This window comes from Xanthomonas rydalmerensis (genome assembly GCF_033170385.1).
GTDB classification, from domain to species: domain Bacteria; phylum Pseudomonadota; class Gammaproteobacteria; order Xanthomonadales; family Xanthomonadaceae; genus Xanthomonas_A; species Xanthomonas_A rydalmerensis.
The window spans coordinates 582,310-605,173 of record NZ_CP126170.1; the positions used below are offsets into that span (position 1 = coordinate 582,310).

12 protein-coding genes and 1 pseudogene are annotated in these 22,864 nt (G+C 70.1%); 10 read left to right on the top strand and 3 right to left on the bottom strand.

Annotated features, from left to right (window positions below):
• The first annotated feature begins 22 nt into the window (after positions 1–22).
• The gene (locus QN245_RS02545) at positions 23–2,575 is read left to right on the top strand and encodes a glycoside hydrolase family 3 protein (RefSeq protein WP_317844469.1); all 2,553 of its coding nucleotides are present in this window, start codon (positions 23–25) and stop codon (positions 2,573–2,575) included.
• Between the two features lie 14 nt (positions 2,576–2,589).
• On the opposite strand, the gene QN245_RS02550 is transcribed toward QN245_RS02545, so the two are convergent.
• The gene (locus tag QN245_RS02550; protein WP_317844470.1) at positions 2,590–3,648 is read right to left on the bottom strand and encodes a LacI family DNA-binding transcriptional regulator; all 1,059 of its coding nucleotides are present in this window, start codon (positions 3,646–3,648) and stop codon (positions 2,590–2,592) included.
• Positions 3,649–3,744: 96 nt separating this feature from the next.
• Here QN245_RS02550 and QN245_RS02555 point away from each other — a divergent pair, with 96 nt between their 5' ends.
• The 6 genes and pseudogenes from QN245_RS02555 (at position 3,745) to QN245_RS02580 (ending at position 14,728) form a co-directional block, all read left to right on the top strand.
• On the top strand, positions 3,745–5,892 hold the full coding sequence (locus tag QN245_RS02555) for an alpha-glucuronidase family glycosyl hydrolase (RefSeq protein WP_425612937.1): 2,148 nt from the start codon (positions 3,745–3,747) through the stop codon (positions 5,890–5,892).
• Positions 5,889–7,868 (top strand): sialate O-acetylesterase, encoded by a 1,980-nt coding sequence (locus tag QN245_RS02560; protein WP_425612903.1) that lies wholly within the window; start codon positions 5,889–5,891, stop codon positions 7,866–7,868. The genes QN245_RS02555 and QN245_RS02560 overlap by 4 nt, the downstream gene beginning before the upstream one ends.
• Positions 7,868–9,559, top strand: coding sequence for a glycoside hydrolase family 43 protein (locus tag QN245_RS02565; protein ID WP_317844471.1), 1,692 nt, complete (start codon positions 7,868–7,870; stop codon positions 9,557–9,559). The genes QN245_RS02560 and QN245_RS02565 overlap by 1 nt, the downstream gene beginning before the upstream one ends.
• A 2-nt stretch (positions 9,560–9,561) precedes the next feature.
• Positions 9,562–12,255, top strand: coding sequence for a glycoside hydrolase family 3 protein (locus QN245_RS02570; protein ID WP_425612904.1), 2,694 nt, complete (start codon positions 9,562–9,564; stop codon positions 12,253–12,255).
• Positions 12,158–13,738 (top strand): annotated as a pseudogene (locus QN245_RS02575) (MFS transporter); the annotation flags it as partial. The gene QN245_RS02570 and the pseudogene QN245_RS02575, both read left to right, overlap by 98 nt.
• Positions 13,712–14,728: a glycoside hydrolase family 43 protein gene (locus tag QN245_RS02580; protein WP_425612938.1), complete on the top strand. Its 1,017-nt coding sequence runs from the start codon at positions 13,712–13,714 to the stop codon at positions 14,726–14,728. The pseudogene QN245_RS02575 and the gene QN245_RS02580, both read left to right, overlap by 27 nt.
• A gap of 299 nt (positions 14,729–15,027) precedes the next feature.
• Here the strand turns inward: QN245_RS02580 and QN245_RS02585 are convergent, their stop codons facing one another.
• Together QN245_RS02585 and QN245_RS02590 are read right to left on the bottom strand one after the other, a co-directional pair.
• Positions 15,028–16,131, bottom strand: a complete 1,104-nt coding sequence (locus tag QN245_RS02585) for a dipeptide epimerase (protein WP_317844472.1) — start codon at positions 16,129–16,131, stop codon at positions 15,028–15,030.
• Complete coding sequence (locus tag QN245_RS02590; RefSeq protein WP_317844473.1) at positions 16,128–17,522, bottom strand: SH3 domain-containing protein; 1,395 nt, start codon at positions 17,520–17,522, stop codon at positions 16,128–16,130. Before QN245_RS02590 ends, QN245_RS02585 begins: the two co-directional genes overlap by 4 nt.
• A gap of 341 nt (positions 17,523–17,863) precedes the next feature.
• Between QN245_RS02590 and QN245_RS02595 the strand changes: the two genes are divergently transcribed.
• The 3 genes from QN245_RS02595 to QN245_RS02605 all read left to right on the top strand — a co-directional run bounded on the left by QN245_RS02595 (position 17,864) and on the right by QN245_RS02605 (position 22,603).
• The gene (locus tag QN245_RS02595; protein ID WP_317845291.1) at positions 17,864–20,674 is read left to right on the top strand and encodes a TonB-dependent receptor plug domain-containing protein; all 2,811 of its coding nucleotides are present in this window, start codon (positions 17,864–17,866) and stop codon (positions 20,672–20,674) included.
• 85 nt (positions 20,675–20,759) lie between these two features.
• A complete protein-coding gene (locus tag QN245_RS02600; RefSeq protein WP_317844474.1) occupies positions 20,760–21,560 on the top strand; it encodes an N-acetylmuramoyl-L-alanine amidase in 801 nt (266 codons plus the stop codon).
• 113 nt (positions 21,561–21,673) lie between these two features.
• Positions 21,674–22,603 carry a hypothetical protein gene (locus tag QN245_RS02605; protein WP_184646295.1) on the top strand — a complete coding sequence of 310 codons (930 nt, stop codon included), beginning with the start codon at positions 21,674–21,676 and terminating at the stop codon, positions 22,601–22,603.
• Positions 22,604–22,864 lie beyond the last annotated feature (261 nt).

Genomic DNA, 22,864 nt, shown 5'->3' on the forward strand with positions numbered 1-22,864 from the left:
GCGCGGCGGCAAGGAGAGCGCCGTGACCGACACCCATTCCACACGCCACCACGGCGCACTGCTGGCCGCGCTGCTGCTCGCGCTTGCCGTCTGCAAGGGCGACGTCCAGGCCGCGGCGCCCGCCCGGGCGGAGGCCAGCCCCTGGCCCAACGTGACCTGGCCGCTGCCCGAGGATCCCGCGCTGGAACGGCGCCTCACCGACCTGATCGCCACCATGACGGTGGAGGAAAAGGTCGGCCAGCTGGTGCAGGGCGATATCGGCAGCCTCACCCCGGAGGACGTGCGCAAGTATCGATTGGGGTCGATCCTGGCCGGCGGCAACTCCGATCCCGGCGGCCGCTACGATGCCGCGCCGGCCGAATGGCTGGCGCTGGCCGATGCGTTCTATGCGGCGTCGATGGACACCTCCAAGGGCGGCAAGGCGATCCCGGTGCTGTTCGGCATCGATGCGGTGCACGGGCAAAGCAACATCGTCGGCGCGACCCTGTTTCCGCACAACATCGGCCTGGGCGCGACGCGTAACCCGGCGCTGCTGCGGCGGATCGGTGAAATCACCGCGCTGGAGACCCGTGCCACCGGCATGGAGTGGACCTTCGCGCCGACCGTGGCGGTGCCGCAGGACGACCGCTGGGGCCGCACCTACGAGGGCTATTCCGAGTCGCCCGAGGTGGTGGCCAGCTACGCCGGGGCGATGGTCGAGGGACTGCAGGGCAAGGTGGGAACGCGCGACTTCCTCGATGGCCGCCATGTGATCGCCTCGGTCAAGCATTTCCTCGGCGATGGCGGCACCACCGACGGCCGGGACCAGGGCGACACCAGAATCGGTGAGGCCGAACTGGTCCGCATCCACGCCGCCGGCTATCCCCCGGCCATCGCCGCGGGCGCGCAGACCGCGATGGCCTCGTTCAACAGCGTCAACGGCGAAAAGATGCATGGCCACAAGGCCTACCTGACCGACGCGCTGAAGGGACGCATGCACTTCGGCGGCTTCGTGGTCGGCGACTGGAACGGCCACGGACAGGTCAAGGGCTGCACGCCCACCGATTGCCCCGCCACCATCAACGCCGGCCTGGACATGGCCATGGCCTCGGACAGTTGGAAGGGCTTCTACACGACCACATTGGCGGCGGCGAAGAACGGCACCATCTCCCGGCAACGCCTGGACGATGCGGTGCGCCGGATCCTGCGGGTCAAGATGCGGCTGGGCCTGTTCGAGGCGGGCAAGCCGTCGTCGCGCGCGGTCGGTGGCCAGTTCGCGCTGATCGGCGCCCCGGCGCATCGCGCGGTGGCGCGGCAGGCGGTGCGCGAGTCGCTGGTGCTGCTGAAGAACCAGGGCGGCGTGCTGCCGCTGTCGCCGAAGCAACGCATCCTGGTGGCCGGCGACGGTGCCAACGATGTCGGCAAGCAGGCCGGCGGCTGGACGCTGAACTGGCAGGGCACCGGCACCACCCGCAAGGACTTCCCGAACGCGGACACCATCTACGAGGGCTTCGCCCAGCAGGCCAAGGCCGCAGGCGGCGAGGCCGTGCTTTCGGTCGACGGCAGGTACACGACCAAGCCGGACGTGGCCGTGGTGGTGTTCGGCGAAAACCCGTACGCGGAGTTCCAGGGCGATCGGCCGACCCTGGCCTACAAACCGGGCGACGACACCGACCTGGCGCTGATCAAGCGGCTCAAGGCCGACGGTATTCCCGTGGTCGCGGTGTTCCTCAGCGGGCGCCCGCTGTGGGTCAACCGCGAGCTCAATGCCGCCGATGCCTTCGTCGCGGCATGGCTGCCGGGTTCGGAGGGCGCCGGCATCGCCGACGTGCTGCTGCGCACTCCGCAGGGCGGCGTGCAGCACGACTTCAAGGGCAAGCTCAGCTTCAGTTGGCCGCTCACGGCCACGCAATACGCCAACAACGTGGGGCAGAAGGACTACGACCCGCTGTTCGCCTTCGGCTTCGGCCTGCGCTATGCCGACAACGGCGATCTGGCCAGGCTGCCCGAGGTTTCCGGCCTCACCGGCAACGAAGGCGCGGCCGGGGTGTTCTTCGTGCGCGGCGCGGCCGGCCCGGGCATGGCGCTGCGCCTGGAAGGCAGCACCGGGCAGGGCGTGACCGTCACCCGGGTGCCGGAATCGCTCGATGGCGGCGCGCTGAAGGTCACCGGCGTGGATCACCTAGCGCAGGAAGATGGCCGCCGCCTCGCCTGGTCCGGCGGTCGCGAGGCCGTGGTCGCGCTGCAGTCGCATACGCCGTTGGACCTGCAGCGCGAGAGCAACGGCGACCTGATGCTGGTGACCACGCTGCGCGTGGACGCCGCACCGCAGGGCGAGGTGTGGCTGGCGGTCGGTTGCGGCAGCGGTTGCACCGCGCGGGTCGCGATCGGGCCGACGCTGACAGCCCTACCGGTGGGCCAATGGAAGCGCGTGGGCGTGCCGCTCAAGTGCCTTGCCGCGGCCGGTGCGGATCTGAGCAAGCTGGATCGTCCGTGGGCGTTGACTACGGCGGGCACGATGACGCTGTCGGTGTCGCGGGTCGCGCTCGGTGCATTGAACGAAGCGGAGGCCACCGTCGCATGCCCGAGCACGTGAGCATGCGACCTGCGCTAGCGGCCCTTGGGCGGGCTGGCGACCGAACCGCGCAGCACCAGCCGGTGCGGGACCACGTGGTCGCTGGACATGCGCGCGTCGTCGCGCTTGCGGCGGATGCTGCGCAGCAGGATGTCGATGGCGGCATCGGCCATCGAAGCGATCGGTTGGTGGATGGTGGTGAGCTCCGGCCAGACGGTCGTGGCGGCCGAGGTGTCGTCGAAGCCCACCACCGACAGGTCGCGCGGCACTTCCAGGCCGCGCCGGTGCGCGACCGAGATCGCTGCCGCCCCCATGTCGTCGTTGCTGGCGAAGATCGCGGTCGGCGGCCGCCGGTGCGACAGCAGCTTCTCGGCGGCGGCGAGCCCGGAGCGGTAGGTGTAGTCGCCCTGCTGGACCAGGCCGGGTTCGACCTTCAGCCCGGCCTCCTGCAGGGCGGTGACGAAGCCCTCGTAGCGCTGCGCGCTGGCGCTGAGGTCCTGGCGCCCGCGGATGAAGCCGATGCGCCGGTGGCCGTGCTGGATCAGATGCTCGGCCATCTCCCTGCCGGCGTGGAAATCGTCGATGCGCACGCAGGAGATCGCGTCGCTGAGGCGCCCGGCGGCGATCGCGACCACCGGAATGCCCGCTTTGACCAGTTCGGTCACTGCCGCCTGCGACTCGCACAGCGGCGGCGGCAGGATCACGCCATCCACGCGGCCGCTCAAGGCGCGCGCGGCCTTGCGCTCGGCGTCGGCGTCCAGGTCTTCCCAGTAGTGGATGACCAACTGGATGGCGGCGTTGGACGCGACGCGCAGCAAGCCGACCAGCAGTTCGCGCAGGTAGGCGCCGCTGGGGTTGGTGTAGATCAGCGCGATGCGCGTGTGCTGCGCGGCGGCCAGCGAACTGGCCGCCAGGTTGGGCGTGTAGCCCAGTTCGCGCACCGCGCGCATCACGCGCTCGCGGGTGGCATCGCGCACCTTGCCCTGGTTGATCGCGCGCGAGACGGTCATCGGCGACACCCCGGCCAAGGCCGCCACCTCGTCGATCGTGACCCCGCTGGTCTTGCGGCGGACCGATTTCTTCGGCTTGTCCAAAACGCGTTCCCTTTGTTCTTCTTGACGTTGGCGCGCCGCGGGCACGCCGTCAGCTTACAAGGTTTGTTCGCGGCGCTTGGGCGTCGTGCGCATGTCATGCGGTGTCAGTGGATGGCGTGCGCTGCCATGGCGCTGATGGTCTGCGCAGGCAGCGTGCATGCGGAGGATGGCGCTGCGTTGTGGCTGCGGTATCTGCCTTCGCAAGGCGCTGCGCGCACGGCGGAGTTGGATGAGGTAGTGGCGCCGGAGCAGACCCCGACGCAGCGTGCGGCGCGCGATGAACTGATACGCGGCCTCACCGGCCTGCTGGGCCGCGCGCCGGCGACGCGTGCGGTCGCGACCGGCGATCATGCGGTGGTGCTGGGCACGCCGCAGTCGTCGCCAGCGCTTGCGCCGTTCCGGGAGGAGATCGCGTCGCTGGGCGAGGAGGGCTACCTGCTCAAGCGCGCCCGCATCGACGGGCACGCGGTGTTGCTGGTGGCCGCACGTCGCGACATCGGCGTGCTGTACGGGGTGTTCCATCTGCTGCGGCTGCTGCAGACCGGTGCGTCGCTGGACGCGCTCGAGGTGCATGAGTCGCCACGGATCCAACTGCGCGTGCTCGACCATTGGGACGATCTGGACGGCCATGTCGAGCGCGGCTACGCGGGCCGCTCGTTGTGGGACTGGCAAAGCCTGCCGGAGTGGCGCGACCCGCGTTACACGGACTATGCGCGGGCCAATGCCTCGCTGGGCATCAACGGCACGGTACTGAACAACGTCAACGCCAACGCGCAGAGCCTGGCGCCGGCCTATCTCGACAAGGCGGCGGCGCTGGCGGACGTGTTCCGGCCCTACGGCATCCGCGTCTACCTGAGCGCGCGCTTCAGCGCGCCCATCGAACTGGGTGGGCTGAAGACCGCCGATCCGCTCGACCCGGCCGTGCAGCGCTGGTGGCGCGACAAGGTCGATGACATCTACGCGCGGATTCCGGATTTCGGCGGCTTCCTGGTCAAGGCCAATTCGGAAGGGCAGCCCGGGCCGCAGGACTATGGCCGTTCGCATGCCGACGGCGCCAACCTGCTGGCCGATGCGCTGGCGCCGCACGGCGGCGTGGTGATGTGGCGGGCCTTCGTCTATGCCCACGACGTGCCGGTGGACCGTGCCATGCAGGCCTACACCGAGTTCGCCGGCCTCGACGGCGCCTTCCGTCCGAACGTGATCGTGCAGGTCAAGAACGGCCCCATCGACTTCCAGCCGCGCGAGCCGTTCCATCCGCTGTTCGGTGCCATGCCGCGCACGCCGCTGATGCTGGAATTCCAGATCACCAAGGAGTATCTCGGCTTTGCCACGCACCTGGTGTACCTGGGGCCGTTATACGAAGAAGTGCTGCAGTCCGACACCCACGCCCGCGGCGCGGGCGCCACGGTGGCGGACGTGGTGGACGGTTCGCTGGAAGGCCATGCCCTGAGCGGCATCGCCGGCGTCGCCAACATCGGCAACGACCGCACCTGGAGCGGCTCGCACTTCGACCAGGCCAACTGGTATGCCTTCGGCCGTCTTGCCTGGAATCCGCATCGCTCCGCCCGTGCCATCGCGGCGGAATGGGCGGCGATGACGTTTTCGCCGAGGCCCGAGGTGGTGCAGCCCATCGTCGGGATGATGATGGCCTCGCGCGAGGCCGCGGTGAACTACATGACCCCGCTGGGCCTGCACCACCTGATGGCGCGCGGCCACCACTACGGTCCCGGCCCTTGGGTGGACGGCGGCCCGCGCGCGGATTGGACCTCGGTGTACTACCACCGCGCCGATCGCGACGGCATCGGCTTCGACCGCACCGCTCGCGGCAGCAATGCGGTGAGCCAGTACGCGCCCGAGGTGGCGGCCGTGTATGGCGACCTGGCGCGGGTGCCCGAGCCGCTGCTGTTGTGGTTCCACCACGTGCCGTGGGATCACCGCATGGCCTCCGGGCGGCCGTTGTGGGACGAGCTGGTCGGCCGCTATTCGCAGGGCGTGCGCCAGGTGCAGGCCATGCAGGTGACCTGGGACGGCCTGCGCGGCAAGGTGGATGCCGAGCGGCATGCGCAGGTCGCGGCGTTTCTGCGCATCCAGCTGCGCGAAGCGCAGTGGTGGCGCGATGCCAGCGTGGCGTACTTCCAGTCGGTGAGCGGTCGGCCCTTGCCCCCAGGCGAAACCGCGCCGCCGCACCCGCTGGCCTGGTACCAGGCGCTGCAATTTCCCTCCGCACCCGGAGATGGACGATGAAGCCGACAACGTGGACGGGCTGGCTGCTGGCGATGGTTTCAGGAGCCTGCACGATGCCCTGCATGGCGCAGCAGGCGACGCTGCCGCTGTTGCATCCGCTGTTCCAGGATCACGCCGTACTGCAACGCGACCGGGCGATTTCGGTGTGGGGCCACGCCGCGCCGGGCGCCACGGTGTCGGTGACATTCGCGCGGCAGTCTGTCAGCGCACGCGCCGACGCCGACGGCCACTGGCACGCGACGCTGCGGCCCACTGCCGCTGGCGGTCCTTACGACATGACCGTGCAGGCGGGACAGGCGCGCAAGGTGGTGCGCGATGTGCTGATGGGCGATGTGTGGCTGTGTTCCGGGCAGTCGAACATGGAGCTGCCGGTGTGGCGCGCGCTGGATGCGAGCAGCGAACTGACCGCCGCCGTCCAGCCGAGCATCCGCCTGTTCGCCGTGCCCAAGGTCGCGGCGGTCACGCCGCAGGACATGTTCCCGACCGAAGTCGCGTGGCAACCCGCGTCGCCGGACACGGTGCGCGAGTTTTCCGCCGCCTGTTTCTACTTCGCGCGCGAGCTGCAGAAGACAGTCAAGGTGCCGATGGGGCTGATCCAGGCGGCCTGGGGTGGTGCGCGGATCGAGGCCTGGACCAGCGCCGACGCGCTGCGCGCTCAGGGCGGCATGGGCGAGGCGCTGGACGTGCTGGCGCTGTACGCCAACGACCCCGTGGCCGCGAGCGCGCGCTGGGGGCGGCATTGGCAACAGTGGTGGACCACGCGCGCCGGTGCCAGGCCGGGCGATACGCCGTGGCAGCCCGGCGCCGACCGCACCGGGTGGCAGGCCGCGCCGGCCACGCTCGGCGCCTGGGAACGTTGGGGCGTGCCCGCGCTCGCCGACTACAACGGCATGGTCTGGTACCGCACGCAGGTCACCCTCACCGCTGCGCAGGCGGCGCAGGGCGCACGGCTCGTGCTGGGGCCGGTCGACGAGACGGACATGACCTGGGTCAACGGCGTGGCCGTGGGCAGCCAGAACGCGCCGAGCGATCCGCGCCGGTATGCGCTGCCGCCCGGCCTGTTGAAAGCGGGCGTCAACACGGTGGTCGTCAACGTGCTGGACACCTACGGCGAGGGCGGACTGGCAGGCCCCGCGAGCGCCCATGCCGTGCAACTGGACGATGGCACGCGGATCGTCCTGGATGGGCATTGGCAGTATCGCGTGGCACCCGATCCACAGTCCCCGCCGCTGGCGCCGTGGCATGCGGCCTCCGGCATGTCGACGCTGTACAACGGCATGATCGCGCCGCTGGGCAACGACGGCCTGCGCGGCATCGTCTGGTACCAGGGCGAATCCAATACCGGCGAGGGCGCCGTCTATGCGACACGGCTGCGCCACCTGCGCGACGACTGGCGCAAGCAGTTCGGCGCGGCGCTGCCGTTGCTGGTGGTGCAACTGGCCGGCTACGGCCGCCCGCCGCAGGCACCGACGGAGAGCGGCTGGGCGCAGCTGCGCGAGGCGCAGCGCCGCGTCGTTGCCGAAGACCCGCACTCCGGGCTCGCGGTGGCCATCGACATCGGCGATGCCTACGACATCCATCCGCCCAACAAGCAGGAATTGGGGCGGCGCCTGGCGCGGGTGGCGCGTCACGTGGTCTACGGCGAACGCGCATTGGCGCCGTCCGGCCCGACGCCACGCACGGCAGCACGCACGCAGGGCGCGGTACGCATCGCGTTCGACGACGTCGACGGTCGCCTGGTCACGACCGGGGCGAACGGTCCCATCGGCTTCGAACTCTGCGATGCGCAGGCGCAGCACTGCCGGTATGCCGACGCCACGCTGGACGGGCGCGACGTCGTCCTGCACAGCCCGCAGGCCGCATCCGCCACGCGCGTGCGCTACTGCTGGGCCGACGGTCCGGTCTGCACGCTGCGCGACAGGTCCGGCGCGCCGGCGGGACCGTTCGAACTCTCACTTTCCGAGGAGATTCCCTGATGCGTCCGCTGCTCGCCTCGGCCCTCCTGTTGTTGTCCGCTGCGCTGCAGCCGCTGTGGGCCGTGCCTGCGCCGCCGGTCTACTTCGACTGGTTCGAATACGCCGGGCGCGACGCGGCCTTCGACGTACCGCTGCCAGCAGGCCATTACCGCAACCCGATCCTGGCCGGCTTCCACGCTGACCCGAGCATCGTCCGCGCGAACGGGCGGTTCTACCTGGTCAATTCCAGCTTCACCTACTTCCCCGGCATTCCGGTGTTCGAGAGCGTGGATCTGGTGCACTGGAAACAGATCGGCAACGTGATCGACCGCCCGACGCAACTGGACTTCGATGGCCTGAGCGTGTCGCGCGGCATCTTCGCGCCGGCCATCGCCTACCACGACGGCATGTTCTACGTGGTCACCACGGCAGTAGACAGCGGCGGCAACTTCATCGCCACCGCGCGCGATCCCGCCGGTCCCTGGTCGGACCCGCACTGGCTGCCGGGCATCGGTGGCATCGACCCGTCGCTGTTCTTCGATGCCGACGGTCGCGTCTACCTGCTCAACAACGACGAGCCGCCCGGCCCGCCGCGCTACGACGGCCATCGCGCGATCTGGATGCAGCAGCTCGACCTGGCGAGCTTCATCCCGGTGGGGCCGCGCAAGGTGCTGATCGATGGCGGCGTGGAGCCGGCGAAGAACCCGATCTGGATCGAGGGGCCGCATCTGTATCGCCGCGATGGCTGGTACTACCTCTCCGATGCCGAAGGCGGCACCGGGCCGCAGCACTCCCAAGTGGTGTTGCGCAGCCGCGACGTCTGGGGGCCTTACGTGCCGTACGCGGGCAATCCCATCCTCACCCAGCGCGACCTGCCCGACAACCGGCCGCTGCCGATCGCCAATGCCGGTCACGCGGACCTGGTGGAAGGGCCGGACGGGTCCTGGTGGGCGGTGTTCCTGGCCAGCCGCACCTACGACGTGCGCCACTACAACACCGGGCGCGAGACCTACCTGCTGCCGGTGCAGTGGCGCGACGGCTGGCCGCTGATCCTGCCGGCCGGGCAGGCCATCCCCTATGCGGTCCAGGCGCCGTCGTGGATGCAGGGCGAGGCGTCGAAGGCGCCTTCCACCGGCAACTTCATCGAGCGCGACGAATTCGACGCGCCGACGCTCGGCCGCGGCTGGTTGCGTGTGCGCGTGCCCAAGCGGGACTGGGCGGAGCTGCGCACGCGCCCGGGCAGTCTGGCCGTGCATCCGTTGCCGGAGAACCTGGACACCTTGCGCAACCCCGCCTTCCTGGGGCGTCGCCAGCAGCACCTGCGCTTCGAGGCCAGCACCGCACTGACGCAGCCGGCGACGGGCGTGGCAGCGGGGCTTGCGGCGTTCCAGAACGAGGATTGGTGGTACTTCCTCGGCGTGCGCCGTGTTGGACGCGATCGCTTGGAGGTCTTCCTGGAGGCGCGCGAGGGCAAGGGCGCGACCAGAACCCTGGCCAGCCGCGAATTGGATGCGTCGACGTCGTTGCGCCTGAAGATCGCGGGTGACGAAGGGGCGTATGCATTCGCGTTCGATACCGGTGCGGGGCAGGGCTGGCAGACGCTCGCCGACGATGTCGACGGGACCGTGTTGAGTACGGATCGTGCAGGCGGCTTCGTGGGCGCCCTGCTCGGTCCCTTCGCGCGCGACGAGCGCGCCTCGAGGAGCAAATGATGATGCGCAGGTCTTCCCTTCCTTCCGCCCGCCCTGGCCGCCTCGTCCGCGCGCTGGCCCTGTGCGCCGCCATCACGCTGGCCGGCGTCGGCCATGCCGCCGACACCCAGCCGTGGCAAGACACCTCGGCCAGCTTCGAGACCCGGGCGGCGGCGCTGGTCGCACAGATGACCCTGGAGGAAAAAGCGGCGCAGATGCAGAACGCCGCGCCGGCGATCGACCGCCTGGGCGTGCCGGCCTACGACTGGTGGAACGAAGCGCTGCACGGCGTGGCGCGCGCAGGCCAGGCCACCGTGTTTCCGCAGGCCATCGGGCTGGCCGCTACCTTCGACGTGCCGTTGATGGGGCAGGTGGCCACCACCATCAGCGACGAGGCGCGCGCCAAGCACCACCAGTTCCTCCGCGAAGGCGCGCACGGCCGCTACCAGGGGCTGACCTTCTGGTCGCCGAACATCAACATCTTCCGCGACCCGCGCTGGGGACGCGGACAGGAGACCTACGGCGAGGATCCCTACCTCACCGCGCGCATGGGCGTGGCCTTCGTGCAGGGATTGCAGGGCGACGACCCGGTGTATCGCAAGCTCGACGCCACCGCCAAGCATTTCGCCGTGCACAGCGGTCCGGAGGCCGACCGTCACCACTTCGACGCCCGCCCCAGCAAGCGCGATCTCTACGACACCTACCTGCCGGCGTTCGAGGCACTGGTGAAGGGAGGCCAGGTGGATGCGGTAATGGGCGCCTACAACCGGGTGTACGGCGAGTCCGCCAGCGCCAGCCAATTCCTGTTGCGCGACGTGCTGCGCCGCGACTGGGGCTTCAAGGGCTACGTGGTCTCGGACTGCTGGGCCATCGTCGATATCTGGAAGCATCACCACCTCGCGCCCAGCCGCGAGGCGGCCGCGGCGCTGGCGGTCAAGAACGGCACCGAACTGGAGTGCGGCCAGGAATACGCCACGCTGCCAGCGGCGGTACGCCAGGGGCTGATCGACGAAGCGGAGATCGACGATGCGGTGACGCGCCTGTTCGCCGCGCGGATGCGACTGGGCATGTTCGACCCGCCCGAGCGCGTGCGCTGGGCACGCATTCCCGCCTCCGTGAACCAGGCGCCCGCGCACGATGCGCTGGCCTTGCAGGCCGCGCAGGAATCGCTGGTGTTGCTGAAGAACGATGGCGTGCTGCCGCTGTCGCGCAAGCTCAAGCGCATCGCCGTGGTCGGCCCGACCGCCGACGACACCATGGCCCTGCTCGGCAACTACTTCGGCACGCCGGCGGCGCCGGTCACGATCCTGCAGGGCATCCGCGACGCGGCCAAGGGCATCGAAGTGCGCTATGCCCGCGGTGTGGATCTGGTCGAAGGGCGCGACGATCCGGGCGCCACGCCGCTGATCGAGGCGGCATACCTGCGGCCGGCGGCCGATTCCCCGGAACGCGGCCTGCGCGGCGAATACTTCCGCACGCCCGATCTGGCGGGGACGCCGGCGCTGGTCCGTACCGACGCCCAGATCGGCTTCCGTTGGGACCGCGGCTCGCCGACCGACAACCTGTTGGCCCGCGGCGAAGCGGGGCCGGGGCAGGGCATTCCCAGCGATCATTTCAGCATCCGCTGGAGCGGCCAGCTGCTGCCGCCGGTCTCGGGCCGCTACCGCATCGAGGCGGCCGCCGACGACGGCTTCCGTCTCTACCTGGATGGCAAGCTGGTGCTGGACCACTGGACCGACAGCGACCGCATGCGCGCCGACGGCGTGGACCTGGACCTGCAGGCGGGCCGCGCCTATGCGGTGAAGCTGGAGTACTACGACGCCGAGCGCGACGCGGGCGTGCGGCTGGGCTGGCGCATGCCCGGCGCGAAGCCGCCGTTCGACGAGGCCCTCGATGCGGCGCGCAACGCGGACGTGGTGGTGTTCGTCGGCGGACTGACCGGCGACGTCGAAGGCGAAGAGATGAAGGTCGATTACCCGGGCTTCGCCGGCGGCGACCGCACCGACCTGCGCCTGCCCGCGCCGCAGCGCGCCCTGCTGGAAGCGCTGCACGCCACCGGCAAGCCGGTGGTGATGGTGCTGACCGGTGGCTCGGCACTGGCGGTGGAATGGGCGCAGGCGCATCTGTCGGCGATCCTGATGAGCTGGTATCCGGGACAGCGCGGCGGCACCGCCGTGGGCCAGGCACTATTCGGCGAGGTCAATCCCGCGGGGCGCCTGCCGGTGACGTTCTACCGGGCGGACCAGGCGCTGCCGGCGTTCGACGACTACGCGATGGAAGGCCGCACCTACCGCTACTTCCGCGGCACCCCGCTGTATCCGTTCGGCCACGGCCTGTCGTACACGCGGTTCGACTACGGCAAGCTGCGCATGGATGCGCCGCGCATCGCCGACGACGGACGCCTCAAGGTGCAGGTGGAAGTAGCCAACACCGGCAAGCACGCCGGCGACGAAGTCGCGCAACTGTACGTGCGGCGGCTGGCGGCCGCGCCCGGCGATGCGCAGCAGACGCTGCGTGGCTTCCAGCGCGTTCGTCTGGCCCCGGGCGAGCGGCGGACCCTGACGTTCGAACTGGATGCGCAACAGGCGCTGCGCCAGTACGACGACGCCCGCGGCCGCTATGTCGTGCCGCCCGGAAGCTACGAAGTGCGGATCGGCGGCTCCAGCGCCGATGCCCGCGTGCGTGGGCGCTTCACCGTGGAGGCGCGCCGTGACTGAGCCGCGCAGTGTGGAGACCGCCGTGCACGTGCTGTCGGTGCGGGAGAAGCTGGGCTACAGCCTGGGCGACCTGGCGGCGAACCTGATCTTCCAGACGCTGATCACTTATCTGGCCTTCTTCTATACCGATGTGTACCGATTGCCGGCCGCCACGGCGGCGACGATCATCTTCGTGATCGGCCTGCTCGGCGCGTTCGTGTTCACCCCGCTGATCGGCATCGCCGCCGACCGCACGGCGACCCGCTGGGGCAAGTTCCGGCCCTGGATCCTGTGGACGGCGATCCCGTTCGGCGTGCTGTCGCTGCTCGCCTTCAGTACCCCGGACCTGGGCGCGCGCGGCAAGGTGATGTATGCCCTGACCACCTACGGCCTGCTGATGCTCGTGTACGCGGCCAACAACCTGCCGTACTCCGCGCTCAGCGGGGTGCTGACCGGCAACATGGCCCAGCGCAACAGCCTGTCGGCCTATCGCTTCGTGGCGGTGATGATCGCGCAGTTCATCATCCAGGTGCTGCTGTTGCCGCTGGTGCTGATCCTGGGCGACGGCGACAACGTGCGCGGCTTCGAGCGCCTGATGACGGTGTTCGCGGTGGTAGGCACGCTGTTCTTCCTGATCACCTTCGCCACCACCCGCGAGCGCATCGTGCCGGCCAAGGAACAGAGCGCAGGCGTGCTGCAGGACCTGTCCGACCTGCTGCACAACCGGCCATGGAAGGTGATGCTGGCACTGACGGTGCTGGTCTTCGTCAACCTGGCGCTGAAGGGCGGCACCTACATCTACTACTTCCAGTACTACCTGAGCGAGGCCGCCCTGGCGGGCTTTCTCGACGCCTCCGGCTTCAATGGCTTCATCGGCGGCGTGAACGCGGTGCTCAGCGGATGGGGCCTGTCCGGCTTCACCTGGCCGCAGGACCCGGCCACCTCGGCGTTCAGCCTGTTCAACGCCTGCGGCATCCTGTGCATGATCCTGGGCATCGGTTTTTCCCGGCCCCTGGCCGACCGCTTCGGCAAGCGCGATGCCTTCGGCGGCGCGCTGCTGGTCTCCACCGTGTTCCTGCTGGCGTTCTACGTGTTTCCGCCCACCGCGGTCGGCGTGGCCTTCGGCGCCTTCATGCTGCACGGCTTCTGCTACGGCATCACCATCCCGCTGCTGTGGGCGATGATCGCCGATGTCGCCGACTACTCGGAATGGAAGAACCATCGCCGCGCCACCGCGATCATCTTCTCGGCGATGCTGTGCGGACTGAAGATCGGGCTCAGCATCGGCGGCGCACTGGTCGCCGGCATCCTCGCGCACCACGGCTACCAGGCGGGCGCCGAACAACAGCCGCAGGCCGTGGTGGACGGCATTCGCCTGACCGTGAGCACCTACTGCGCGATTCCGTTCCTGGTCGCGGTGGCGCTGCTGTTCTTCTACCGGATCGACAAGCGCATGGAACTTCGCATCGAACACGACCTGCAGCTGCGGCGGCAGGGAAGCGACCTCGACCACCTCGCGGCGCACGCCATCGCGCAACCGCTGGTGACCCACATCTACACCGCGGACCCGTCGGCCCACGTGTTCGAGGGACGCCTGTACATCTATCCGTCGCACGACATCGACAGCGGCGCGCCGTTCGACGACGAGGGCGGTCACTTCGGCATGGAGGACTACCACGTGCTGCGCATGGACTCGCCCGAAGGCATGGCCACCGACTGCGGCGTCGCCCTGCATGTGCGCGACGTGCCGTGGGCCAGCCGGCAGATGTGGGCGCCGGACGCGGCCACGCGCGATGGCCGCTATTACCTCTATTTCCCGGCCAAGGACGCGCAGGGCCTGTTCCGCATCGGCGTGGCGGTGGCCGACCGCCCGGAAGGCCCGTTCGCCGCCGAGCCCGAGCCGATCGCGGGCACCTACTCGATCGACCCGGCCGTCTTCGAGGACGACGACGGCGCGCACTACCTCTGCTTCGGTGGCATCTGGGGCGGCCAGTTGCAGAAGTACCGCGACGACCGCTTTGAGGCGGCGCATGCCGAGCCCGAGGGCGATGCGCCGGCACTGGGCCCGCGCATCGCCCGGCTGGACCCGGGCATGACCCGGCTGGCGGAGCGCACGCGGGACATCGTGATTCTCGACGAGCACGGGCAACCGCTGCGCGCCGACGATCACGCGCGCCGCTTCTTCGAGGGACCGTGGCTGCACAAGGACCAGGGCCGGTACTACCTGTCGTACTCCACCGGCAACACGCACCTGCTGTGCTACGCCATCGGCGACAGCCCGTACGGCCCGTTCACCTATCGCGGCGTGCTGCTGAAGCCGGTGGTCGGCTGGACCACGCACCACTCCATCTGCGCCTTCCAGGGGCGCTGGTATTTGTTCTACCACGACGCCCTGTTGTCCGGCGGCGTGACTCACCTGCGCTCGGTCAAGTGCACGCCGCTGCACGTCGAGCCGGACGGGAGCATTCGTACTGTCGATCCCTATGGCGGTTAAAAGGCCGTCGCCCAGTGGCACCGCCGCCTGCGGCGTGGCAGGCGGCGCAGTGACCTCCTGTGGGAGTCGACCGTCATGCAGTCGCGACGCGTTCATTCCGATGGCGCAATGCGTCGGGACTAAAGTCCCTCCCACAAGTACGCCAGTAAGGCAGCCGTCCTGCCTAAATCGCTATCAGGCACGCACTACAGTCGCGCAAGGGAGCGGAGGATTCGGTCCCGTGTACCGCCGCGCATCCGGGCCGCGCTCTTCACGACAGAGCGCATCGACACCATGCCACGCACGGCCCGGCGCCGCCACTACACCGTCCGCGGCAACAGCTCCAACCCCTGGATCTCGCGAATCCCCAATCCCGGCGCCTCGCCAATCCGGATCTGCGCCTCGTCGAACTGCACCCCGCCGACCACCGGATCGAAGGCCCCCAGCGACGGCCCATCCAGGTCCACCTTGGTGATGACGTCCGCGCGCGCCACCGCCAGGTGCGCCGCCGCGGCCACGCCGACGCTCGATTCGAGCATGCAGCCGATCATGCACGGCACCCCGTACACCGCAGCGATGTCGGCGATGCGCAGCGCGTTGGACAGGCCGCCGGCCTTGACCAGCTTGATGTTGACGATGTCCGCCGCGCGCCGCTGCAGCAGCGCGATCGCCTGCGCCGGCGAGAACACACTTTCGTCGGCCATCACCGGGGTCTGCACCCGCTCGGTCACGTACTGCAGGCCGTCCACGTCGCCGGCCTTGACCGGCTGCTCCAGCAGTTCCAGCGTCACCCCGGCGCGCTCCAGCGCATGCATCGCCTGCACCGCCTGCTTCGGCGTCCAGCCCTGGTTGGCGTCCAGTCGCAGCTGCGCGCGCTTGCCGACCGCGGCATGGATCGCCTTGACCCGCGCGATGTCCTCGGCGAGATCGGTGCCGATCTTGATCTTCAGCGCCACGAAGCCGCGCGCCAGCGCCGACAGCGCGTCGGCCACCATCGTGTCCACGGCATTCACGCTGATGGTGAGGTCGGTGGTCAGCTGCGGGGTGCCGCCGCCGAGCAGGCGGTACAGCGGTGCGCCATGCTGCTGCGCCCACAGGTCGTGCACGGCGATCTCCATCGCTGCCTTGGCGCTGCTGTTGTGCTCCAGCGCGCCCTGGATCAGGCCGCGCAGGCGCTGCAGGTCGGCGATGTCCTCGCCGATCAGCCGCGGCGCCAGGCAGCGTTCGATCGCCGCGATGATCGAACCGTGCGTGTCGCCGGTGATCGGCGGGGTGGCCGGGGCGCTGCCGTGGCCGATCCGGCCGTCGTCGGTGTGGACCATGACCACCACGTCCTCGATCGCCTGCACGGTGCGCAGCGCGGTCTTGAACGGGGTCTTCAGCGGCACGCGCAGCATGCCCAGGCGGATCTCAGTGATCTTCATTCGGTCGTGGGCGCGCGCAGGCGCTGGATGCGGGTGATGCGGTCGATGAAGGGCGTGCCGTCGCCGAGCAGCAGCGGCTCCAGCGGCGTCACCGACACGCCGTTGAGGCGCACGCGCTGCACCTGCCCGGCGGCGTCGCGGTAGCTGGCGCCGGCCACGTCGTGGATCACCCAGGTCTGGCCGTCCTCGTGGCCGATCACCAGCATCACGTGGCCGGGGATGTAGACCAGGTCGCCCACGCGCAGCCGTGCCAGCGCCTGCCGGCGCTGCGGCAGCGGGTCGGTCGCCACGTAGGGCACCGAAGCCAGGCTGGGACTGCGCGCCTGGTCGCCGGTGTTGCGCGGCAGGTCGATACCCAGGCTGCGGTGGAGGTCGACGACGAAGCCACTGCAGTCGCGTGCGTCGTAACTGTTGCCCCAACCGTAGCGTTCGCCGAGGAACTTGAAGGCCTGCTGCAGCAGCGACTGCGGCGTGGCGGGCAGCGGTGCCTCGGCGACGTCGGCACTGCGCGGCACCAGCGCGGGTACCAACTGCAGGCGTCCGTCGCGGTCGCGCAGCGGCAACTGCACCACGTAGGCGGCCAGCGGCGACTGGCCGTTGACCACCTGTTGCGGCGGCCAGTCGCGCAGCAGCGGCAGGGAACTGCCCATGTCCAGCGCCACCTGCGAGGCCGCCGGTTGTTCCGGGGTGAACACGGTGGACGCGCGTGCGCCGGTGACCAGCAGCCGCGGCGTGCGCTGCGCGTACGCCAGCACACTGGCGCGGTCGCTCTCGGCGACGCGGTCGCGGGCGATCCAGGCGGCGTAGTTGTGCGCCAGCACGAACAGCCATTGCCCATCGGCGCTGGCGTGCAGGATCGCCACCGCGCTGCCCGGATACAGCGCCGATTCCTGGAAGCGGTCGATGTCGCGATCGTCGCGGTCGCTGAACACGCGCTCGGCGGTCGGGAAGCGCCGCAGGTCGGCGCGTTGCACCACCAGCGCGTAGCGCGGCTGCACCTGCGCCGGCAGCGCATCCAGCGCCAGCGCGCGCTGCAGCGCCTGCAGGCGCGCGGCGTCGAGCACAGCGCCTTGGGTATCGTAGAGCGTGCGTGTCGGCGGTGCCGACAGCGCCAGGATCTGCGCACGGACCTGCGCGGCGGACAGTTGCGCCGGCAGTGCGGCCAGGTCGTGCATCGACGGATCGTCGCGCAGCAGGTGGGCATTGAACGCGGCGCGCTGCGTCGCCTCCAACAGCGGAGGCGACGCCGCCGGCAGCTGGGCGATCCAGTGCTCGGCCTGCAATTGCGCCGGCTGCGCCTGCAGCGGCATGGCGTCGCTGGCGCGTGCCGTTGCGAAGGCGCCGCTCGCCGCCGCGGCGAGCAACAGGCACAGGCCGCGCATCGTGATCATGGGATCCCACTGTCTGGAAAGAAGGCCGGCGCGTCCCGCGCCGACGCCAGGATCTTCGATTCCCGGTTTTTCCCTGTCAAGGCGCTGCGTTGACAGGTTTTGCGAGCGCGTGTTACATCCGAATGCACAGGGGGCGCGTGGCGATGGCGCTGGGGAACGTGCAAGCACCGCACGGCAGCGCCGCGTCCGCTCGGCAACATGCAGGAACCCGCAACACGATGGCCGCGTGCCGTGCACGCGTCATCGCCGTGTGCGTGGACGCCAGGGACAGGCGCTCGGCCGTGGCCGCGCCCGCGGCGTTCGCGCCATTCATCCGCGCCATGCAGGAGAGCCGCGTGCCCATGCGAATCGTTCGTCGTCCTTTTCCCTTGCGTCCCGTGCGTCCCGTGCGTCCCGTGCGCGTGGCGCTGGCCGCGCTGACGACGCTGGCCGCGGCCGTGTCGGCGGCGGCAGCAGCGCAGGAACAGGCGGCGACGCCGCGCGATCTCGATGCCGTGCTGGTCACCGGCTCGCGCATCGCCCGCGCGCAGGTGGAGGGCCCGGCGCCGGTCACCGTCATCACCGCCGAGGACATCCGCAAGCAGGGCTTCGGTACGGTGTGGGAATCGCTGGGCACGCTGACCCAGTTCAGCGGCAGCACCTTCAACGAAAGCGACCAGACCGGCAGTTCGCCCAACGGCCAGTACCTCAACCTGCGCGGGCTGGGGCCGGGCTACCAGCTGATCCTGCTCAATGGCAAGCGCATGGCCGATTATCCGCAGCCCTACGGCGCCAACGGCACCGCGGTCAGCCTGGGCAGCATTCCGGCGGCGGCGGTGGAGCGCATCGAGGTGATGAGCGGCGGCGCCTCGGCCATCTACGGCTCCGACGCGGTCGCCGGCGTGGTCAACATCATCACCAAGCGCGATTTCCAGGGCGACAGCCTGCGCGTGCGCGCCGGCACCACCACCCGTGGCGGCGGCGATAGCGGGCAACTGCAGTGGACCGGCGGGCGCCGCGGCGACGGCTGGAGTTTCACCTACGCCTTCGAGCGGCTGGATCGCGAACCCATCGTCGCCCGCCAGCGCGGCTTCATGGATTCCTACGACGATCATCCGGCCAACAAGGCCGATCCCAGCTCGCCCAATGTGTCCATCTCCGGCGTCTACCTGCGCCGCGGCAACACCTATCTGTGGCCGCAGGCGGGCACGCTGTCGACCTCGCCGCAGGCGCTGGCGGCGGCCTGCACCGTGACCAATCCGGCGTTCCGTCCGTACCGCACCAGCGACAGTCTGCCCGCGGCCAACCGCTGCGGCGCGTTCGACTACTACGCCGGGCGCTCGGTGCAGAACGGCTACGGCAAGACCTCGGCCTACCTGGCCGGCGATGCCGAGCTCGGCCAGGACGTCGTCGCCTACGCGCAACTGCTGGCCAATCGCTCGCAGGACAAGAGCTCCAGCCAGACCCACTACTACATCGGCGAGGGTGCGTTCACCACCTACGACCCGGACCTGGGGCTGGTCACCGCGCAGCGCATCTTCCTGCCGGACGAGGTCGGCGGCATCAAGACCATCGACTACGACGAGCGCAGCTGGAACCTCAACGCCGGCGTGCGCGGCAAAGCCTTCGACGGACGTTTCGACTGGGATGCCAGCGTGTCGCTGTCGCGCTACGACATCACCACCCGGCGCCCGCGCTTCCTCACCAACGCGGTGCGCGACTATTACCTCGGGCCGCTGCTGGGCTATCGCCCGGACGGCACCGAGATCCGCCGCGTGCGCACGGACCGGCTGTTCGCGCCCGGCAGCCCCGACTTGTACCAGCAGCTCACCACCGAGGTGGTCAGCCGCGGCGAATCGGCCACCGACCAGGCCCAGTTCGTGGTCAGCGGCGACCTGCTCGCGGTGCCGGCGGGCATGGTGCAGATCGCCGCCGTGCTGGAGGCGGCACGGCAGACCTACGACCTGCAGCCCGATCCGCGCACCACCGTCGACTACACCGGCAGCGAGCGCATCTACAACCTCACCCAGACCCCCGGCGGCGGCCCGCGCAAGCGCTACGCCGCCGGCCTGGAACTGCGCGTGCCGATCGCCAGCCGGCTCAGCGCCACCCTGGCCGCGCGCTACGACGCCTACGACGACATCACCGCGGTCGATGGCGCGGCGACCTGGCAGGCCGGCCTGGAGTGGCGTCCGTTCGACACCTTGCTTCTGCGCGGCAGCCACGCCACCAGCTTCCGCGCACCGGACCTGCTGTGGATCTACGCCGGCACCAGCGCCAACAACCCCACCGTGGTCGACGAATACCTGTGCCGCCGCGACGGCCTGGATCCGTTGTCGGCGGCCTGCGCAAGCGCGCACGAGTACCAGACCTTCTCCACCCAGGCGTCCAATCCGTCGCTGCGCGAGGAGACCGGCAAGTCGACCACGCTCGGCGCGGTGTGGGACGTGCTGCCGTCGCTGTCGCTGAGCCTGGATTACTACCGCATCGAACTGAAGGGTCGGGTCGAGGCCATTTCCAGCGAAACCCTGCTGGAGAACAACGCCAACTGCCTGCTCGGCCGCGACCGCGCCGGCGCCGCGGTGGACACCGCCTCGGCGGCCTGCCGTTTCTACCTGGATGCGGTCACGCGCAGCCCCGGCACCGACCTGACCAGCGAAGGCCAGATCACCGCCTTCAAGACCTTCCCCATCAACCAGTCGCTGATGCGCACCGACGGCATCGATGCCAGCCTGCGCTACGACCTGGACCTCGGCGCCTGGGGCACGCTCGGCCTGCAGGCCGGCCTGACCCGGGTGCTGCGGATGGAGGTGGCGCAGTTCGCCGGTGCGCGCCCGGTGGACGTGATGAACGACGTCGACTACCTGGCGTTCCGCACGCGCAGCAACTGGCGTGCGAACTGGAGCCGCGGCGACTGGTCGGCCAGCGTGTACGGCTACCGCTACGGCTCGCGGCCCGACTACGCCGAGCGCGGCCGGGTGGCGCCGTATTTGGTGTGGAACGTCGACCTCGCCAAGCAGATCACCGACAAGGCGACCGTCGGCCTGAGCGTGCTCAACCTGTTCGACGCGCTGCACCCGCGCGACGACACCTACACCACCTGGCCGTACTTCCCGCGGGTGTACAGCGCGATCGGCCGGCAGTGGTACGTCAACTTCAACTACCGCTTCTGAGCGCGCGCGTGGCCGTCGATGCGCACTTGCACGCCGCCGCCGCGCCGATTGCGTACGCTTGTGCGTCCCCGACCAGGAAGTGTCCATGACCCGCGTTCCCGTGCCGTCCCTGTCCGCCGTGCGCCGGCTGCTGCTGCTGGCCACGCTGGCGTTGCTCGGGGCCTGCGCGCACGCGCCGCAGCGCAACCCGCTGGCCACCTGGGTGCCGTCGCCGAACTACGACGCGCGCCGGCCGATCCTGATCGTCATCCACTACACCGACCAGCACTCGGTGCAGCAGAGCCTGGACACGCTGCGCTCGCACAACAGCAAGGGCAAGGTCAGCGCGCACTACCTGATCGGCCGCGACGGCACGCGCTACCAACTGGTCGCCGACCTGGACCGCGCCTGGCATGGCGGCGCCGGGCGCTGGGGCAGCATCACCGACATCAATTCCGCGTCCATCGGCATCGAACTCGACAACGACGGCAAGACCCCGTTCGCGCCGCAACAGATCGACAGCCTACTGGTCCTGCTGCAGGACCTGTGCACGCGCCTGCGCATCCCGCGCAGCCAGGTGGTCGGGCACGAGGACTTTGCGCCGTCGCGCAAGGTCGACCCGGGCCCGCTGTTCCCGTGGAAGCGACTGGCCGAGGCCGGCTTCGGCCGCTGGCCGGCCGACGACACGCCGCCGGCGCCGCCCGGCTTCGACCCGTGGCAGGCGCTGGCGTTGATCGGCTATCCGGTCGACGACCGCGCCGCCACCCTGCGCGCCTTCCATCACCACTACCGCGGCAACGACGCCACCGCCTTCGACGACGAAGACCTGCGCATCCTGTACGCGCTGACCCAGCCGCTGCTGGCGCGGCCGCAGCCGGTCCCGGCGATGGAACCGGACGCGTCCTGAGCCAGCGCGGTGTGGCGCCAGCGTCGGTCGCGTCGGCGGACACGCCTGTCACCTGGCGCCGCCGCGGTTCTTGGTAGCATCGCGCGCCAACGGACTCCAAAGGACGCAGTGCGATGAGGCGAGGAACCACGGCTCTGTGGGCGGCAACCTTCCTGCTGTTGGGCGGGTGCAAGGACAAGGCCGCCGATGCGCCGGCCGCGGCGCAGACCCCGGCAACCGCGAGCGCGCCGGCAACCGCAGCGCCTGCCGAGGCGAGCGCCGCGGCACAGCCGGCCGCCGCCGAGGTGCCGGCGCCGGGTCGGGTACTGGCCGACATCTACGGCGCCAAGGGCGACGGCTCGGCCTCCTACGCCATCGACAACGGCGCGGTGGCCAGCTTCTGGTACGGCTACCGCTTCGACCTCGGCGGCAAGCAGTACTACACCGGTTTCGCCGATGCCACCGGCGGCAAGTACGACAAGCCCGGGAGCCAGGCCGGCGACCAGGACCTGCCCGACCCGGCGGCCACCGTCAGCATCGGCCAGGCCACCTACGTGCGCGACAGCGCCGGCGGCAAGCCGACCTGGACCCTGTTCCACGCGCAGCGCTGGGCCGGCGATTTCGGGTCCGACGGCAAGGCCGACACCCTGGACGAACAGCGCAAGCCGCAGAGCACCGCCACCCAGGACGGCCACCTGCTGCTGGCGCTGCCGACCACCCGCTTCGCCGACGGCATCACCAGTGCCGGCTTCGCGATCTTCACCTTCGACCCGAACAAGAACGACCTGGGCGACTACAAGGGCTGGGTCTACCTGGGCACGGTCGCCGCCGGCGAGGACAACAGCGCCGCCTGCGACGACCAGGGCACCATGAAGTGCGCCACCAGCACCGGCACGCTGAGCTTCGTGCCGCCGGCCAGCGGCAGCGTGCCGTCGCTGCGGGTGGCCCTGCAGGGCACGGTGGTGGAGGGGCCTGGCAAGGTCCGCACGCTGGGCCCGGCCGATGCCGTCACCTACACCTACGACCCCGCCAAGCAACAGTACACCCCGCCGCTGGACCGCTGAACGGGCGGCGCGGGGAGGTGACGCTGCGCGCACGGCAGCGGTGGTTTCGGGCGTAGGACCTGGTTTAAGATGCGCCCCACGGGGCCTGATGATCAGGCGAGTCATTCGCGAGCGGCATGGGATGCTGCACTCGCCCGAAATGCCGGCGTGGATTGCCGGCGTGCGGTTCGCCATGCGCGACCGCCATCACCGCCCCTGCTCGGGGCCGGCGTGTTACGTCACCTTGTTCCGTCCGAAACCGCGCCTGCGGGGAGTGTTCGC

Bases quoted from the DNA above. Each gene is read 5' to 3' on its own strand.
- QN245_RS02555 (WP_425612937.1), top strand. From the start codon at position 3,745: ATGCGGTGTCAGTGGATGGCGTGCGCTGCCATGGCGCTGATGGTCTGC.
- QN245_RS02560 (WP_425612903.1), top strand. From the start codon at position 5,889: ATGAAGCCGACAACGTGGACGGGCTGGCTGCTGGCGATGGTTTCAGGA.
- QN245_RS02565 (WP_317844471.1), top strand. From the start codon at position 7,868: ATGCGTCCGCTGCTCGCCTCGGCCCTCCTGTTGTTGTCCGCTGCGCTG.
- QN245_RS02570 (WP_425612904.1), top strand. From the start codon at position 9,562: ATGCGCAGGTCTTCCCTTCCTTCCGCCCGCCCTGGCCGCCTCGTCCGC.
- QN245_RS02585 (WP_317844472.1), bottom strand. From the start codon at position 16,131: ATGAAGATCACTGAGATCCGCCTGGGCATGCTGCGCGTGCCGCTGAAG.
- QN245_RS02590 (WP_317844473.1), bottom strand. From the start codon at position 17,522: ATGATCACGATGCGCGGCCTGTGCCTGTTGCTCGCCGCGGCGGCGAGC.
- QN245_RS02595 (WP_317845291.1), top strand. From the start codon at position 17,864: ATGCGAATCGTTCGTCGTCCTTTTCCCTTGCGTCCCGTGCGTCCCGTG.
- QN245_RS02600 (WP_317844474.1), top strand. From the start codon at position 20,760: ATGACCCGCGTTCCCGTGCCGTCCCTGTCCGCCGTGCGCCGGCTGCTG.
- QN245_RS02605 (WP_184646295.1), top strand. From the start codon at position 21,674: ATGAGGCGAGGAACCACGGCTCTGTGGGCGGCAACCTTCCTGCTGTTG.